At 51.7% G+C, this 14116-nt stretch carries 10 protein-coding genes and 1 riboswitch; of the genes, 2 read left to right on the top strand and 8 right to left on the bottom strand.

Annotation, left to right across the window (positions count from 1 at the left end; all coding sequences use genetic code 11):
- Positions 1-13: 13 nt before the first annotated feature.
- The 6 genes from K0J45_RS08340 to K0J45_RS08315 form a co-directional block, all read right to left on the bottom strand.
- Entirely contained in the window at positions 14-3100 is a 3087-nt protein-coding gene (locus tag K0J45_RS08340; RefSeq protein WP_220044946.1) for an Ig-like domain-containing protein, read from the bottom strand.
- 71 nt (positions 3101-3171) lie between these two features.
- Positions 3172-3257, bottom strand: a riboswitch (cyclic di-GMP riboswitch).
- Between the two features lie 342 nt (positions 3258-3599).
- Positions 3600-4319 carry a BUD32 family EKC/KEOPS complex subunit gene (locus tag K0J45_RS08335; RefSeq protein WP_220044945.1) on the bottom strand — a complete coding sequence of 240 codons (720 nt, stop codon included), beginning with the start codon at positions 4317-4319 and terminating at the stop codon, positions 3600-3602.
- 243 nt (positions 4320-4562) lie between these two features.
- Positions 4563-4742 (bottom strand): Trm112 family protein, encoded by a 180-nt coding sequence (locus tag K0J45_RS08330; RefSeq protein WP_011865439.1) that lies wholly within the window; start codon positions 4740-4742, stop codon positions 4563-4565.
- Between the two features lies 1 nt (position 4743).
- A complete protein-coding gene (gene lpxK / locus K0J45_RS08325) occupies positions 4744-5760 on the bottom strand; it encodes a tetraacyldisaccharide 4'-kinase (protein ID WP_220044944.1) in 1017 nt (338 codons plus the stop codon).
- A 5-nt stretch (positions 5761-5765) separates the two neighbouring features.
- Positions 5766-7580, bottom strand: coding sequence for a lipid A export permease/ATP-binding protein MsbA (gene msbA, locus K0J45_RS08320; RefSeq protein ID WP_220044943.1), 1815 nt, complete (start codon positions 7578-7580; stop codon positions 5766-5768).
- A 34-nt stretch (positions 7581-7614) separates the two neighbouring features.
- Positions 7615-9888, bottom strand: a complete 2274-nt coding sequence (locus K0J45_RS08315) for a DNA internalization-related competence protein ComEC/Rec2 (RefSeq protein ID WP_258406796.1) — start codon at positions 9886-9888, stop codon at positions 7615-7617.
- Positions 9889-9931: 43 nt separating this feature from the next.
- Between K0J45_RS08315 and K0J45_RS08310 the strand changes: the two genes are divergently transcribed.
- Positions 9932-10438: a DUF2062 domain-containing protein gene (locus K0J45_RS08310; RefSeq protein ID WP_011865435.1), complete on the top strand. Its 507-nt coding sequence runs from the start codon at positions 9932-9934 to the stop codon at positions 10436-10438.
- Between the two features lie 340 nt (positions 10439-10778).
- Positions 10779-12134, top strand: coding sequence for a diguanylate cyclase domain-containing protein (locus K0J45_RS08305; RefSeq protein ID WP_220044941.1), 1356 nt, complete (start codon positions 10779-10781; stop codon positions 12132-12134).
- A gap of 27 nt (positions 12135-12161) precedes the next feature.
- Here the strand turns inward: K0J45_RS08305 and lolE are convergent, their stop codons facing one another.
- Both lolE and lolD read right to left on the bottom strand, forming a co-directional pair.
- Positions 12162-13415 carry a lipoprotein-releasing ABC transporter permease subunit LolE gene (lolE, locus tag K0J45_RS08300; RefSeq protein ID WP_220044940.1) on the bottom strand — a complete coding sequence of 418 codons (1254 nt, stop codon included), beginning with the start codon at positions 13413-13415 and terminating at the stop codon, positions 12162-12164.
- Positions 13412-14113 (bottom strand): lipoprotein-releasing ABC transporter ATP-binding protein LolD, encoded by a 702-nt coding sequence (lolD, locus tag K0J45_RS08295; RefSeq protein ID WP_220044939.1) that lies wholly within the window; start codon positions 14111-14113, stop codon positions 13412-13414. The genes lolE and lolD overlap by 4 nt, the downstream gene beginning before the upstream one ends.
- Positions 14114-14116 lie beyond the last annotated feature (3 nt).

The raw sequence follows: 14116 nt of genomic DNA, 5'->3' as shown, positions 1-14116 counted from the left end.
AATCACAAAGACATTAATTCTTCCCTTTGCCTTTGTTGCCTCCGCCAGTGTTGCCGCTATCGCTAGCCAAAGTAACACTCACCGTTGCCGTAGACTGTAACTCCCCATCACTGATGGTATAGCTAAAGCTGTCACCATTTTTAAAGCTCTTTGCTGGCGTATACTTAATACGGCCATCGCTAAGTACTTGCACACTGCCCTTGGCACCTTGAGTTGCGCTCGTAACCGCTAACGTATCTCCGTCAATATCCTTGTCGTTACCAAGCACATTGATGTAAATGGCCGCTTTAGACGTCATGCTCACACTGTCACTATAGGCAACTGGGGCATTGTTTTGTTGCTCCGCTACGCGATAGACCAAGGTACTAGTGCTGCTATAGGCGGTATTGGCGACATCCTTAACTGTTAACGTCAAGTTATAGCTGCCGGCATTGGCGCTGGTCGATGAGGTTACACTCACACTTACCCTAGTCGTAGCGCCGCTTGCCAAGGTAACTGTATTATTGCTGGCACTCCAACCGCTTGGCGTAGCAATGCTCAAGTGATAGGTGGCATCGTCACAATCCTGATTCTGGTTGGTGATTTCTACGCCATAGTATTGCACTGTGCCCGCTTCAACATCGGCCCCTAATACATCAACTACATTCAGTTTTGGTGCCGCTAATTGACAACTGGCGATCGGTGCTGCCACCTGATATGTGGCGCTGGCAGAGCTCTGATAGCCGACATTATTGCGGTTTAGTGCAACCATGCTAAAGTCATACACACCGGCATTGGCATCAGTTGCCGAGGTAACAGTGATGCTCAGGGGTTGTGATTGACCCGGCGACAAACTCGCACTTGCGCTAGTTGCTTGCCAACCCGATGGCAGGCTTGTCTTTACATCAAAGGTCGAAGCGGCGCAGCTATCGGAGTCTTTATTAGTTAGCGTGCCTTGATAAGTAACCGCTGTGCCTGCTGCTACCTCGGTTGAACTATTGCTTAACAAGGTCCATTGCGGGTTTGCCAATACACAGACAGCCACAGGCGTTTCAACCACATAAGTAGCAGTAGTGCTGGCCTGATAGCGACTATCACTCGCATTCACACCTTCGATGGTCACGTCATAGAAACCATCTGTGGCGGTCGTGCTTGAGGTAACGTTTACGCTTACCGTCGTACTTTGACCCGGCGTTAGGCTCACAGATTGCTGCGTTGCATTCCAACCCGATGCTACTTGGGCTGACACAATATAGTTGCTGCTGCCACACTCGGCACTGTCATTGTTTGTTAACGTGGCGCGATAAGAAACGGTTTCACCAGCCTCGCCCCATACGCTGCTGCTTGACGCTAGCGCAATGCTTGGCTGCGCAGCAGTACAGATTTGCTGTTCTGAGTAGCTGACATTCACACCCACACCCGAGCTATCTGACCACTCTGTGGTGATGGTGACACCGGCAAGATTATCTGTGTAGCTTTTGCCCGGTAGTAGAGCTGCATCATCCAAATCATAAATTGAACTGCCAGGCGTCATATCCAGCAGCAGGCTACTGTCGATATTGTCTTCATTTCGATTTAAGTGAACCAGTACCCCTTGCGTAACGGCTTTACCGCTTAAAAAACTATCGAAACCAATAGGCTGTCGGTATTCGAGGTAGTAGTAAAGTGGCTCGCCGGTCACTGAGTCCGTACCGCGACGAACCTTAAGGCTCTTGGCGTTGCCATTCGACCCCGTCTCATAGGGCTCCAACAGGTAACTACCGTCTCTGTCAGCAGTAACGACCTCACCTTTATCAGCAGTTATCCAGCCAAGGCGCTCTTTATTAAAAGCATTAAAATGCCCCTCTGATTTACCCATCATATCCAGGTTGTCACCGTATTCCAATGACATGCAGCTTGAGTCAATTTGTTCGCTTGAGCAACCTAGGTATTTAGCATGCTGTAATCCTAGGTTATGCCCCAGCTCATGCCCAATGGTGTTTAGGTCAAACTCACCAAAAATCCACGCCTTGGATGGTGTAGAAAGATTTACTCCCAAGCCTATGGTACCTCGACCAAGTAAATTAGGGCATATTTCGTTTTTTGGCATAATATACACAAAACGCGGATATTGACTAATATCGATCCCTTGGTTTATCGCTACTTCTCGCGCAGCCAGATCTATATCAGTAGAAGAACAAGTCGTTTCTATTGGCAGAGTAAGGTAGCCTTCGACATTTCCAGTAAGCCAGGTCTTACCATTGGATGCCTCTTGGTAATAGTCATTGACAGTACCGAATATCAATTGTTCGGCTTCTCCCGTTGTCCAAGGCTCAACTGGATTGTCCTGAAAATTAAGCATTAGTACCAATACTTTTTGTTCCCCGGTCGATTTGGTTGGAGCCTCATAATATGATGTTGACGTTGAGCTTGTCTCACCGCCGGCCGCGAGTATTAATAGGTTTTCCTCACCTTGCTCGATAGCTAAACTGCTATTATCAGTGTTCTCTGTATTAAATAGCCAACCTTTAGCTTTGACCTGCATACCACTTTGCAACTTTTGTGACCGAGTATCGGCAGGTAGATGCATTTCAACTCGGCCTTGGTCAGTCACCATGAAATGACGCAAGCGATTCTCGCTTGGATCCGCAAAATCTTCATACACTGCTTCCACCTCACCCACTAATTCGGCTTTTTGAGCTAGTTTGGCTTGGATCTCAGCGGGTATGCCACGACGCTTCGCCATTGGCAATACAGAAGAAACGACACTGAAAGGATCGAGTGCGATGAGTGATTGCTGTTCTACTTGTCTAGCCGCCACCAGCGCTTCAAGTTGCTGGTAAAGCGCCGCGTCAGAAGCATGAGATGCACCTTTATTTGACTTAGTGGCGTTCAGGAATTGTGCCGCAACTGCTGATAGTTGTAGCGTCTGAGTTTCAAGTTCCGCCTTATGAGTCAGACGTGCCTGTTGCTTGGCTTCACGTTTAGCCTGAGCCGCCGCAGAGGTTTGCTCACCATGAGTGCCTGCATGCACTGGCATGATAGCCGACGCCGACAACAGGCCTGCGCCCAATAGGCCCAAACCAAAGGTTTTTAGGAATGTAGAATCTGTACGCGCAGCTGCGCAATGAACTGAACTCATAGCTTGGACCTCTCAAAGTCAACATCACTTCGAAAGCTCCAAGTACAAGTACTAGGCTCTATCAACGCTCATTCGGTAGTCCAGCCACCCTTTTGCTATGCAATTAGGGCCTGTGGCTTTGCGTACATTAATTACTTAATGCTTGCCGTTTCGAGAGTGCTTTCGAACTTAACCTCCAGGCGGCTTCAGCCCAGAGAATTCGGGCATTCTAGCAATTATTTTTACCGAAGCTCAACCGAAAGTTTGATCATTTTTTAACCAATTTTTAAAACCCTATGGAAATCAATACACAATGAGTGGATAAAATTTACCAAAACAGCTGTTATTGGCGCAAAACTCGACGCGAGATCACTCAAATAGTCAAATTGACTACCATTTAATTACTCAATAGATGAAAACGCCAAAAAGATATAATTCTATCCATCAGGTACAAACGATAGCGTCGAAATGGCACATAAATGACTGTATGAGATATGGCAAATAGGAGATAAATGGAAGATTAGAGGGTTTGTTTAAAGTGGCGCAGTAGCCAATAGACGGGGCGCAGATCTTTACCGCCGATAGATCTAAGTGGTGCGATTAGATAGTTTAGCCATTGCCATTTAGCCATCTCTTGCTTGGACGCCTGCCAGAGAGATTCCCCGCCCGCGGCGCGATAGGCTGCAATGACAGGCTCGGCGATCTCAGGATGGGGCCCTATGTAACGGTACAGGCTGTGGATATAGACGAGGAGATCCCTGATCTGTTGCCTATGCATGTCACTGTCTTGCTGATTCGCCTCAAAATCGATAAAGGCAACATCTCCCTCTTCCCAGCAGATATCCCTAAGCGCTGGTCTGCCATGAGCCAAGCCTTTAAGATGCAGATGCGCTAACCCAGTCGCACTATCTTGCAATATCTTAAGCTTCTCGGCCTCTGAGATGTCGGCATTTAACCAACCATTGACGGGCATGCCCACATCGGCAACCACCAGAAAACCTTCGCCACTAGCAACCAGTTCGGGCACAGGGGCACCTCGCTTGGCGAGTTGAGTGAGGGTTGAGATCTCGAGCTGCAACGCCGCTTGGGGCTGCGACTTTAGCCAACGCATGGCGCCGGTAAGGCGTTCTGACTGTTTAAGCCAATACTTGCGGCCTTGATGCTCGAAACTGACTATTCGTTCGCCCTGATTTTCGACAAGTAGTTTATCAATCACATGTTGAAGGCTAGAAACAGTCACACAAGGTACTCCGGTAAAAGTGAAAAGGGATTATGTGTGCAAGCTAAGACAAATGCAATCTTCGAGGACCTGAGCGGGGAAACTATGAGCGACAGCAACTTGGCTTGAAGATAAAAAAATGAAGATTAAAAAGTGAAGATAAACCAGAAGACGTGCCGATTGGCACGTCTCTAGCTTGTCGCGCGATAAGCTACTACTGAAGCAAAGCGCGACATTTAATACGAAAAGTAATAGAAAAACGAATTACGCTTCTTCGTTCCAAGGGGTCGCCTTGTTTTCAAGCAGTACAGGGATCCCTTCGTTAATGGCATAGGCCAAACGATCGGCCTTACAGATAAGCTGCTGATTAGCTTTGTCATATTCAAGCTTACCCTTACACACAGGGCAGGCAACTATCTCTAAAAGTTTCTTATCAAACGCCATGTTAATTTCCTTGTTGTACGTTTTCGCGCCACTTTAGCAGCGTTAACAATTGCTGTTCAAATTCTGGGGCTATCTTGGCATCTACCGGCAAATACCACCAGTTAGACTTTGCAAATTCGCGACATTTAACCGCATCTTTCTCAGTCATTAGCACGCTCCGACCCGCCGCAACCGTCTCGATAGCCTCAAGGCTATAGGCCTGATGATCGTCAAAGGCATGTTGACCAATTGGATGAACCCCAATCTCGCTAAGGGTATCGAAGAATCGCTGCGGATTGCCTATTCCAGCGATAGCCACACTTTCATGACTCTTGTCCACATTAGCTGTAACGACCTCGCCATTAGCCACGCTGCGCCAATTGCCGGGCGCCAGCGCCATCTCAAACTCATCAGGCCCACCACGCTCGCCGTTGACTAAGGTAAAGTCGACGCGGCCTTGACGCCAGCGCCCTTCTCTCAATGGTCCGGCAGGCAACAGCAGACCATTGCCGAAGCGGCGTTTGCCATCGAGCACTAAGATCTCAATATCCCGTTCGAGTCGATAGTGCTGCAAACCATCGTCGCTGATGATCACATCCACCGCCTGCCAATCCATCAGGGCCTTACCCGCCGCCACGCGATCGCTACCTATCACCATAGGCACCTGGGTGCGCGCCACTATCATGGCCGGTTCATCACCTACTTCATTGGCTGGCATGTCAGCGATAACCCGCTTACAGCCGGAAAACTCGACGCCGTAGCCGCGGCTGATCACCCCTGGGCGATAGCCATTACGGCGAAGCAGTTCGATGAGATAGATAACCGTGGGGGTCTTGCCGCTGCCACCGACCGTGATGTTGCCCACCACAATCACAGGCACATCGAGCCGCGCGCTTGACTTAAGTCCCAAACGAAACAGCTGTCGCCTGAGGCTCGTCAGCAGATAAAACAAGCCACTTAGAGGCAGAAGCAGCAGTACAAGCAGCCAGTGAACACCGGCCTGCCTGTCATACCAGAGACGATTAACCAACGCCTGCATACTGCTTAACTACCAAACTGCATCTGGTACAGGTTGTAATAGATCCCCTGCTTGGCCAGTAGCTCGCTATGGGTGCCGCGCTCGACCACCTTGCCCTGATCCACCACCAAGATCTGATTGGCATTTTCAACGGTCGACAGACGGTGAGCGATCACGATAGAGGTGCGGTTCTGTCTGAGGTTATCCAGACCCGTCTGAATAGCCTTCTCCGATTCGGTATCCAGCGCCGAGGTCGCCTCGTCGAGGATCAAGATCGGCGCATCGCGCAGTATCGCCCTGGCAATGGCGATACGCTGGCGCTGACCACCCGAGAGCATGACACCGTTTTCACCGACCTGGGTATAGATCCCCTCAGGCATGTTGCAGATAAACTCCCAGGCATTGGCGAGCTTAGCCGCATCGATGATTTGCTCCTCGGTGACCTCGCCCGGATAGGCATAGGCGATGTTCGCCGCTATGGTATCGTTGATCAGCGTCACCTGCTGTGACACCAATGCCACCTGACGGCGCAGCGCCGCCAACTTGTAATCTCTCAGGCTCACATCATCCAAGCGAATATCACCGCTGTCGAGATCCGAATAGAAGCGGGTGATCAGGCTGGCAATGGTCGACTTACCCGAGCCACTGCGTCCCACCAGGGCCAGGGTTTCACCCGGATTGACCTGGAAATCCACCTCTTTTAATGCCAAGCCTTCCTGATTGTTGTAGCGGAAGTTGACCTTATCGAAGCTCAGGCGGCCCTCGACTCTTTTGGTCTCAAAGGTGCCGTTATCCACCTCGGCCGGGGTATCTAACACGGCAAAGATGGTGCTACAGGCGGCGATACCACGCTGAAACTCGGCGTTAACGCGGGTCAGGCTCTTGATTGGCTGCAACATGGCGAGCATGGCCGCCAAGATAGTGGCGAAGGTACCCGCGGTAAGGTCGGCGCGCATGCTCTCAAGGCTCGATGCATAAAGCACGAAGGCCAGCGCCAGTGAGCCGATGACCATTACCAAGGGCTGACTGATCGCCTGAGCCAGGGCCAGTTTCATGGTGCGCGAGCGGTTATCGTCATTCACCTTGGCAAAACGTTGCGATTCGGCCTGCTGACCACCGAAGACCAACACATTCTTGTGACCCTTGATCATCTGCTCGGTAACTGAGGTCACACCGCCCATGGCGGTCTGGATCTGTTTAGAGACTTTGCGGAACTTACGGCTGACCACGGCAATCACCACGCCGATAAGAGGCCCGACAATCAAAATACAGAGCGAGAGTTTCCAGGAGTTGTAGAACATCACCCCCAGCATGCCGATCACTGTGATACCGTCACGCACTATGGTGATCAGCGCACTGCCCGATGCCCTGGCGATCTGCTCGGTATCGAAGGTCACCCGGGAGATCAAGTTACCGCTGCTTTCGGCGTCGATATAGCTCACTGGCAGTCTCAGGTAATGCTCAAACACCTGCTGACGCATATCCATGATCATGCGCGCACTGATGTAAGAGATGCCATAGGTGGAGAGAAAGTTAGCCAGGCCCCTCAGGGTAAACAGGCCAATCACCACGAAAGGCGCGGTTTTGAGCACGTCGCTGTCGGAGTTAAAGCCGCCTCCCATGCCAAGGTCGACTCCTTCAACCAAGCCTGGCGTGGTCGGCACATTACTGGCAAAACCTTGATCAATAAAAGGTTTAATTGAATAAATAAAGGTTGCGTCCACCAAGCCGTAAAGCACTAGGCCAAACACAGACAAAAATAACACCCCTTTGAGCGGGACAAGATAAGTGAGCAGTCTGAGAAAAACGCTGCCAACTTCACTTTTCGAAGAATTTGTCATTCAGGATTCTATCGTAGGTGCAAAAAAGCGTATTCTACTCTGGATTGCCAAACTCACCAAATTCAAAGCGTTGATTGTACCAAAATGGCGCCAGATCCCGGCGATAACCCAGTACGGTAATGCCCTGCTCGTCCAGTTTTAAACTCAGCTGACCGTTATCCCCCGTGCTGTACTGAAGCGCCTTTTGGTCGCGAAAACGTCTCACCACCTCAGCCTTGGGAAAGCCGTAGCGATTGTTGAAACCGGCGGCGTAGAGCACGATACCGGGCGCGCTTGCCCGAATAAAGGCCTCGCTCGATGAGGTGTTACTTCCATGATGGGCCGCGATTAAGACAGTGCTGCCAACCTCGGCGCTCTGGGTCAGGAGTGACTGCTCACCCTCAGTCTCGATATCCCCAGGGATGAGTACACTTCGCCTGCCGTCGCTTATCCGCATGACACAGGAGCCATTATTGCCGGGCTGCGGCTCGCGCGGCCCCAAAAGCTCAAGGCTTAACCCCTGCCAGTACAGGCTTTTAGGACGACAGTCGATAGCGCCGGGATAGCTGAGATCTGTCACCAGCTTCACTTTAGGGTAGCGACCTAACAGATAATCGGCGCCGCCGGCATGATCGTTGTCCCCATGGCTGAGCACCAGATAATCCAGCTCACCTATGCCACGGTAGTGCAAGAAGGGCACTATGACCCTATCTGCATAACTAAAATGCTCACCAAACGCCGCGCCTGTGTCATAGATCAATGCCCGCCCCTGTTTCTCAACCACCAGGCTGAGCCCCTGCCCGACATCAAGCAGGTGCACCTGCCAGCTTTTAGGGTCCGTCAATCTCTGTGGTAAAAACCAGAGACACAGGGGCATGAACAACACAGGGATCATCCAGCGCCAGTTGCCTGAGGCGAGTCGCCAAAGGATAAGCCCAAGCAGGCCAAACACTAGGGCTGAGACCAGCTGCATCGAGGCTGGCAGCCAGTGAAGCGGTAGCTCCCCTAGCCAATCGAACGCAAGAGTCATGGGTGAAATGGCAAGATCCAACAGATAAAGCGGCAGGCTAACGGATACGCCGAGATAAGTGTCGATTATCCAGCTTATCAGCGCCATGAAACTTAGGGGGATCACCACCAGACTAAACCAAGGCACAAAGATAAGGTTAAATATCAAAGCGTAGGGCGCAAAGCCGCCGAACAAGAGCCCCTGCAGCAAGCCAAGCGATAGACTCAGGCGCCACTGGATCTGCCACATCTGCTTAAGACGCCATTTCAGCCGTTGCCAGCTTGATAGACGCTCATCAGGCGCAGGCCATGATTGCGTAAACCAGAGAATGATGGCGAGCGCACCAAAAGAGAGCCAAAGCCCGGCGCCGAGGATACTTAAAGGGTCCAGCAGCAGTACGATGAAAAGTGCCCATAACAGCCGCTCGAAGGGCGATGCGTAACGGCGGATTAGACCAAGCAAGATCACCATCACCAACATGATAAGCGCCCGCTGGGTCGGCAGCCCTAGTCCGGCGAGAAAGGCATAGAGACCACAGCAAATCAGCGCCACCAGGGCGATGGTCTGACGATTACCGAGTCCCAGACGAGGAGTGAGCCGCCCTAACAGATAGCCCCCCAGCCCCATCACCCAGAGCGCCAGCACAGACAGATGCAGCCCAGAGATGGTCACCAGATGCCCTGTTCCGCTTTGCCTCAGGCCCTGCCAATGCGCATCGCTTATCTGCTGTTTATCGCCCAGCATGAGCGCCAGCATCAAATCGCCATTGGCCAGTGAGGCCAGATCCTGGCGCAACTTTGTCAGTAGCTTGGCCCGCATGCCCTGTGGTGGTAAAAGGCGTTTGGCCGCAATGACTCTGCCCTTGCCTATGATGTGCTTCGAGAGCAGATAGGCCTGCTGATTAAATCCCCCTTGGTTAAGCACACTGGTGATGGGCTTTGGGGCAAGGGTGAATTGCCACACCTCACCTATGGCGACTTTTTGTTCGCTTTGCCAACGTAAGCGTAAATATTTGTCAGGAAAATGAAAGGGATGGTCCGTTAAAATACGAATATCGGCATTTATCCAGTCGCCGTTTCGATAAACTAGTGATATGATTTCGCCCCTTACTGATGGCAGCTCGCTCGATTTATCGGACGTAAAAACCAAAAGTTGGTGGCAAAATAGACTCATCCAAGCTATAGCCAGAAGGCTACCGGCCAATAATTTCGACCATTTCAGCATGATGACGGCAATTACCAAGACGGCACATGCAAGGGAAAAGGTTGGCAAGGCAGGCCAGAGCAACGCGGAAATGAGCGTGGCACAATAGCCAAACATGAATCGATTCATAATGAATAATTTAAGACTGCAACACTAAGCTATGCCAAAAAAATTCATTCAACGATATATGCCCAAGCCTGAAACACTGCAGAATCATAAGCACCTGCAGATGTTCGGTAAGCTGCTTCACAAGCCTAACCTCTGGGCCCTGAATCGACGCTCCGCTCCCCTCGCCTTTGCGGTCGGCCTGTTTGTCGCCTGGATCCCCATGCCATTTCAGATGGTGTTAGCCGCGGCGCTGGCGATCCTGTTCAACTGTAACTTACCTGTCGCCGTCGCCTTGGTATGGGTCACCAATCCAGTCACCATGCCCTTTATGTTCTATGCTGCCTACCTCTTTGGCGCCAAACTGCTCAATCACCCTCCCCAAGAATTTGCCTTCGAAGCCAGCTGGCAATGGATCGAGGCCTCACTCTTCACCATAGGCCCGCCTTTCTTGCTCGGCTGTCTGGTGTTTGGGATCATCTTTTCCGCCGTGGGTTACTTTGTCGTCCACAACCTGTGGAAGTACTCTATCCTGTTCAAGTGGAAGAATCGCACCAAGTAGCGAACTACTCTGCCCATCGCCTGCAGCATGCCGCCTTTGATCTGATCACAAGCCCCAATGGATCTTGCTATCGAATATTGAGCTAATCCTGGCAATGAAACTTCACCGGGCTGTGATACCAATAAGCTTTTGTTAACCAAATCATCGCGCTATTTTCGCCGATAACACTGCACATTAGCCTAGCTGCAGCATGAGCTGCTGCAATTGCCACTTCGCATCTAAGAGAAACTTAAGATAGAATAAACAAATTGATCACAAAGTTGATGCTTTGTATCTATCTGAATGACATGCCTTGGATGAAGTCGCTCGTTAGAATAATCAAAAAAAATGCAGGAAGGCCATGCACTTAAATTCAAATAGAAAACATGTTGCGATCTTCGCACTGCTCTCCTGCTTGTTTCTGCTCGCCTCAGTGATCACCATCAGTGCGCTAACAAAATACTTTGTCGACAATGAGATCCAGCAAGAAGAGGAAAATCTGCGCAAGAACTTGGCGCTGATCCGCTTTAACTTCGAGGCCACCATATACAAAGACACCTATCTGGCCGATAGCCTGGCCACTGTGGTGACTATAGATCCCGAATTTGCCATGAAAAACTGGCATGTGATCGCCGCTAAGTTACTCGACAAGGCGCAATACGTGCGCAATGTCGCCATCGCGCCGAACAATGTTATCTCGCTAGTCTATCCCCTAGAAGGCAACGAAGCGGCTGTTGGATTTGATTTTAGCACCCAGCCAAACCAGCTAAAGACAGTGCTTCTGGCCAAGGAGCAGCAGTCGGTGTATATCGCCGGCCCGGTAAATCTGGTCCAGGGTGGTTTGGGCCTCATCGCACGCTACCCTATTTTCGCCGACTACCCCAAAAACACCCAATACTGGGGCGGGGTGAGCGTGGTGATGAACTATAACCAGTTACTCCATGACACAGGGATCACCCAGTTTCAGGGCGGCGATATCGCCATCAAGAAACAGATCACCGCCAACGAACCCGAACAGGTTTTCTACGGTGATGCCAGCATCTTCGACAATGCCGATGTGATCTACCCCATCAAGTTACCCAGCGCCACCTGGAATATGGCAGCTAGGTTTCATATCGAGAATCTCGAACGCATCGGCCAGCTGCGTCTGGGCATAGGCGGTATAGGTACGATTGCGGCCTTTACCTTATACATGCTGATGCTACTGCTGTTTCGCAACTATCAGCACACCCACAGGGCGGCGCTCCACGATGAATTGACCCACCTACCTAATCGGCGCTTCATCATCAACGAACTCGATCGCCTGATGAACAAACCAAATCAGCCCCCTTTTACCCTGCTCAACATAGATCTCAACGACTTTAAAGGGGTTAACGACGAGCTGGGGCATGAGGCGGGCGATGAGTTGCTAAAATATATCGCCAATCGTCTTGTGACAGAGGTTGGTATTAAGGGATCGGTCGCCCGATTTGGCGGCGATGAGTTTCTGATCTTGCTCTATGAGCTCACCAACATGCAGGAAATCGAGGAGATCATGGCGCATATCACCCAGGCGATAGAATCCCAGCCCTTTAGCTGGCAGTCACAACAACTGACGCCCTCACTCAGCATAGGCTATGCGACCTATGAGGGTCAGAATGCCGACATCAAAGAGTTACTCTCAGATGCCGACAAGCGGATGTATCAACAAAAACGCGCCTACCGGGAAAGTCGCTAAAGACTATTCCTAATTTACGACCAAGTCTTAGCGCCCGGCCAACGCCTCGGCGGGATGAATACGACTCGCCTTCCAGGCGGGATAGAGGGTGGCCAATAGGCTCATGACCAAGGCCAGAGACACCACCAGCGCCACATCCAGAAGATTTAGCTGTGAGGGTAAGAAGTCGATAAAATAAACATCGGCCGATAAGAGCTGCACGCCAAACAGCTGCTCAATCCCGCTGGCGATAGCACTGAGATTCAGCGCAAGGGTGATCCCCAGTCCCGCACCAATCAAGCAACCCAACAGACCATTTAGCGCGCCCTGCACCACGAAGATCCCCATGATGGTGGCCTTGGCCATCCCCATGGTCAGCAAGATGGCGATCTCCGACTGCTTGTCACGTACCGCCATCACTAATGTCGAGACGATATTGAAACAAGCCACGGCGATCACCAGCGCCAGCACCAGATACATCACGGCGCGTACCAGCTGAATGTCCTGATAAAGATGGCCTTGGGTGCGGGTCCAATCGGAAAGGTACATATATTGCGACTGGCTATAGCCCAAGGTGCGGATCAGCTGCGGCGCGGCAAAGACATCATCTACCTTGATGCGGATCCCACTCACGCCATCCCCCAGCCCCAACAGTTCGGCGCCATAATCCAGCGAGATGTAGGCAGTGGTCAGATCCAGCTCGCCGCCGAGCGCAAAAATTCCCGCCACCTTAAACTGATGACTCTTGGCCGAACCAAGGCCACGTCCCGTTGACTGACTGGCAAGGTTTGGCGTGTAGAGGCTCAGGGTGTTACCCAGCGACAGCCCCAGCGCATCGGCCAGTCCCTTACCCAGGACAATATTGTTTTCTTTGCTGGCCAGTGCCTGCCAGGCCGTATCCGGCATGAAATCACGGATGTTGGAAACTTTTGCTTCTAATTCCGGCGTGATACCGATAACCGTTAGCCCCTGAAAACCACCGGGTTTCTGGATCAGACCTTGTATACGCACAAATGGCGCGCTGGCGATAATACCGGGGATCTTCTTGGCATCCTCGGCAATTTTCGGCCAGTCATGCAGCGGCTCATTCACTCCGGTCAGCTCACCATGGGGCACTACGCCCAGCAGGCGCTGCTCAAGCTCCTTCTCGAAGCCGTTCATGGCCGACAGCACAGTGATCAACACGGCGACCCCCAAGGCGATGCCTGCGGTAGAGGCAAAGGAGATGAAGCTGATGAAACGATTGGACTGACGCGCCATGTAGAAGCGCCAGCCTACCCAGAAGGCGAGTCTCTCTCTCATGCCATCTCCCAGGCGCTTAACTGACCATCTTGCATCTTCAGCTGTCTGTCCATGCGCGCCGCAAGCTTAGGATCATGGGTGACCACCACAAAGGCCGTACCCAGCTGGCTACCCAGCTCTCGGATAAGCTCATAAACGGTATCGCCGCTGGCGGCGTCCAGGTTGCCCGTTGGCTCATCGGCCAACACCAACTTAGGACGATTGATCAGCGCCCTGGCTATCGCTGTGCGCTGGCGCTCACCGCCAGACATCTCCGCCGGGGTATGATGCAGCCTGTGCCCAAGACCCACACGACTAAGTAGCTCTTTGGCCTCCTGCTCGACTTCCTGACGCGGGCGCTTTTGAATGAGTCCTGGCATGGCCACATTTTCAAGGGCGGTAAACTCGGGCAACAGATGATGGAACTGATAGATAAATCCCAGCTCCTGGTTGCGGATCGCCGCCTGACGCGAGGAGGAAAGCTGGTAGAGATCTTCTCCGTCGAACATCACCTGACCGCTGCTGGGTTTGTCCAGCGTGCCCATGATGTGCAACAAGGTACTCTTACCCGAACCTGAACTGCCGATGATAGCCACCTGCTCGCCCTTGGCGATACTGAGATTAACGCCGCTCAGCACCTGAGTATCTATGCTCCCCTCGTGGTAGCGTTTGCTGACGTCACTGACTTGAAGTAACAAAGAGTTATCCTGTTGGGTCATAGA

The organism is Shewanella alkalitolerans, from assembly GCF_019457575.1.
In the GTDB taxonomy this organism is placed as follows: Bacteria; Pseudomonadota; Gammaproteobacteria; order Enterobacterales; family Shewanellaceae; genus Shewanella; species Shewanella loihica.
The sequence above is the reverse complement of the archived record's forward strand: the minus strand, read 5'-3'. Positions and strand labels throughout refer to the sequence as shown.

Coding starts and splice junctions, on each gene's coding strand:
- K0J45_RS08340 (WP_220044946.1), bottom strand. CDS start 3,100: ATGAGTTCAGTTCATTGCGCAGCTGCGCGTACAGATTCTACATTCCTA.
- K0J45_RS08330 (WP_011865439.1), bottom strand. CDS start 4,742: ATGGCGTTTGATAAGAAACTTTTAGAGATAGTTGCCTGCCCTGTGTGT.
- lpxK (WP_220044944.1), bottom strand. CDS start 5,760: ATGCAGGCGTTGGTTAATCGTCTCTGGTATGACAGGCAGGCCGGTGTT.
- msbA (WP_220044943.1), bottom strand. CDS start 7,580: ATGACAAATTCTTCGAAAAGTGAAGTTGGCAGCGTTTTTCTCAGACTG.
- K0J45_RS08315 (WP_258406796.1), bottom strand. CDS start 9,888: ATGTTTGGCTATTGTGCCACGCTCATTTCCGCGTTGCTCTGGCCTGCC.
- K0J45_RS08310 (WP_011865435.1), top strand. CDS start 9,932: ATGCCAAAAAAATTCATTCAACGATATATGCCCAAGCCTGAAACACTG.
- K0J45_RS08305 (WP_220044941.1), top strand. CDS start 10,779: ATGCACTTAAATTCAAATAGAAAACATGTTGCGATCTTCGCACTGCTC.
- lolE (WP_220044940.1), bottom strand. CDS start 13,415: ATGAGAGAGAGACTCGCCTTCTGGGTAGGCTGGCGCTTCTACATGGCG.
- lolD (WP_220044939.1), bottom strand. CDS start 14,113: ATGACCCAACAGGATAACTCTTTGTTACTTCAAGTCAGTGACGTCAGC.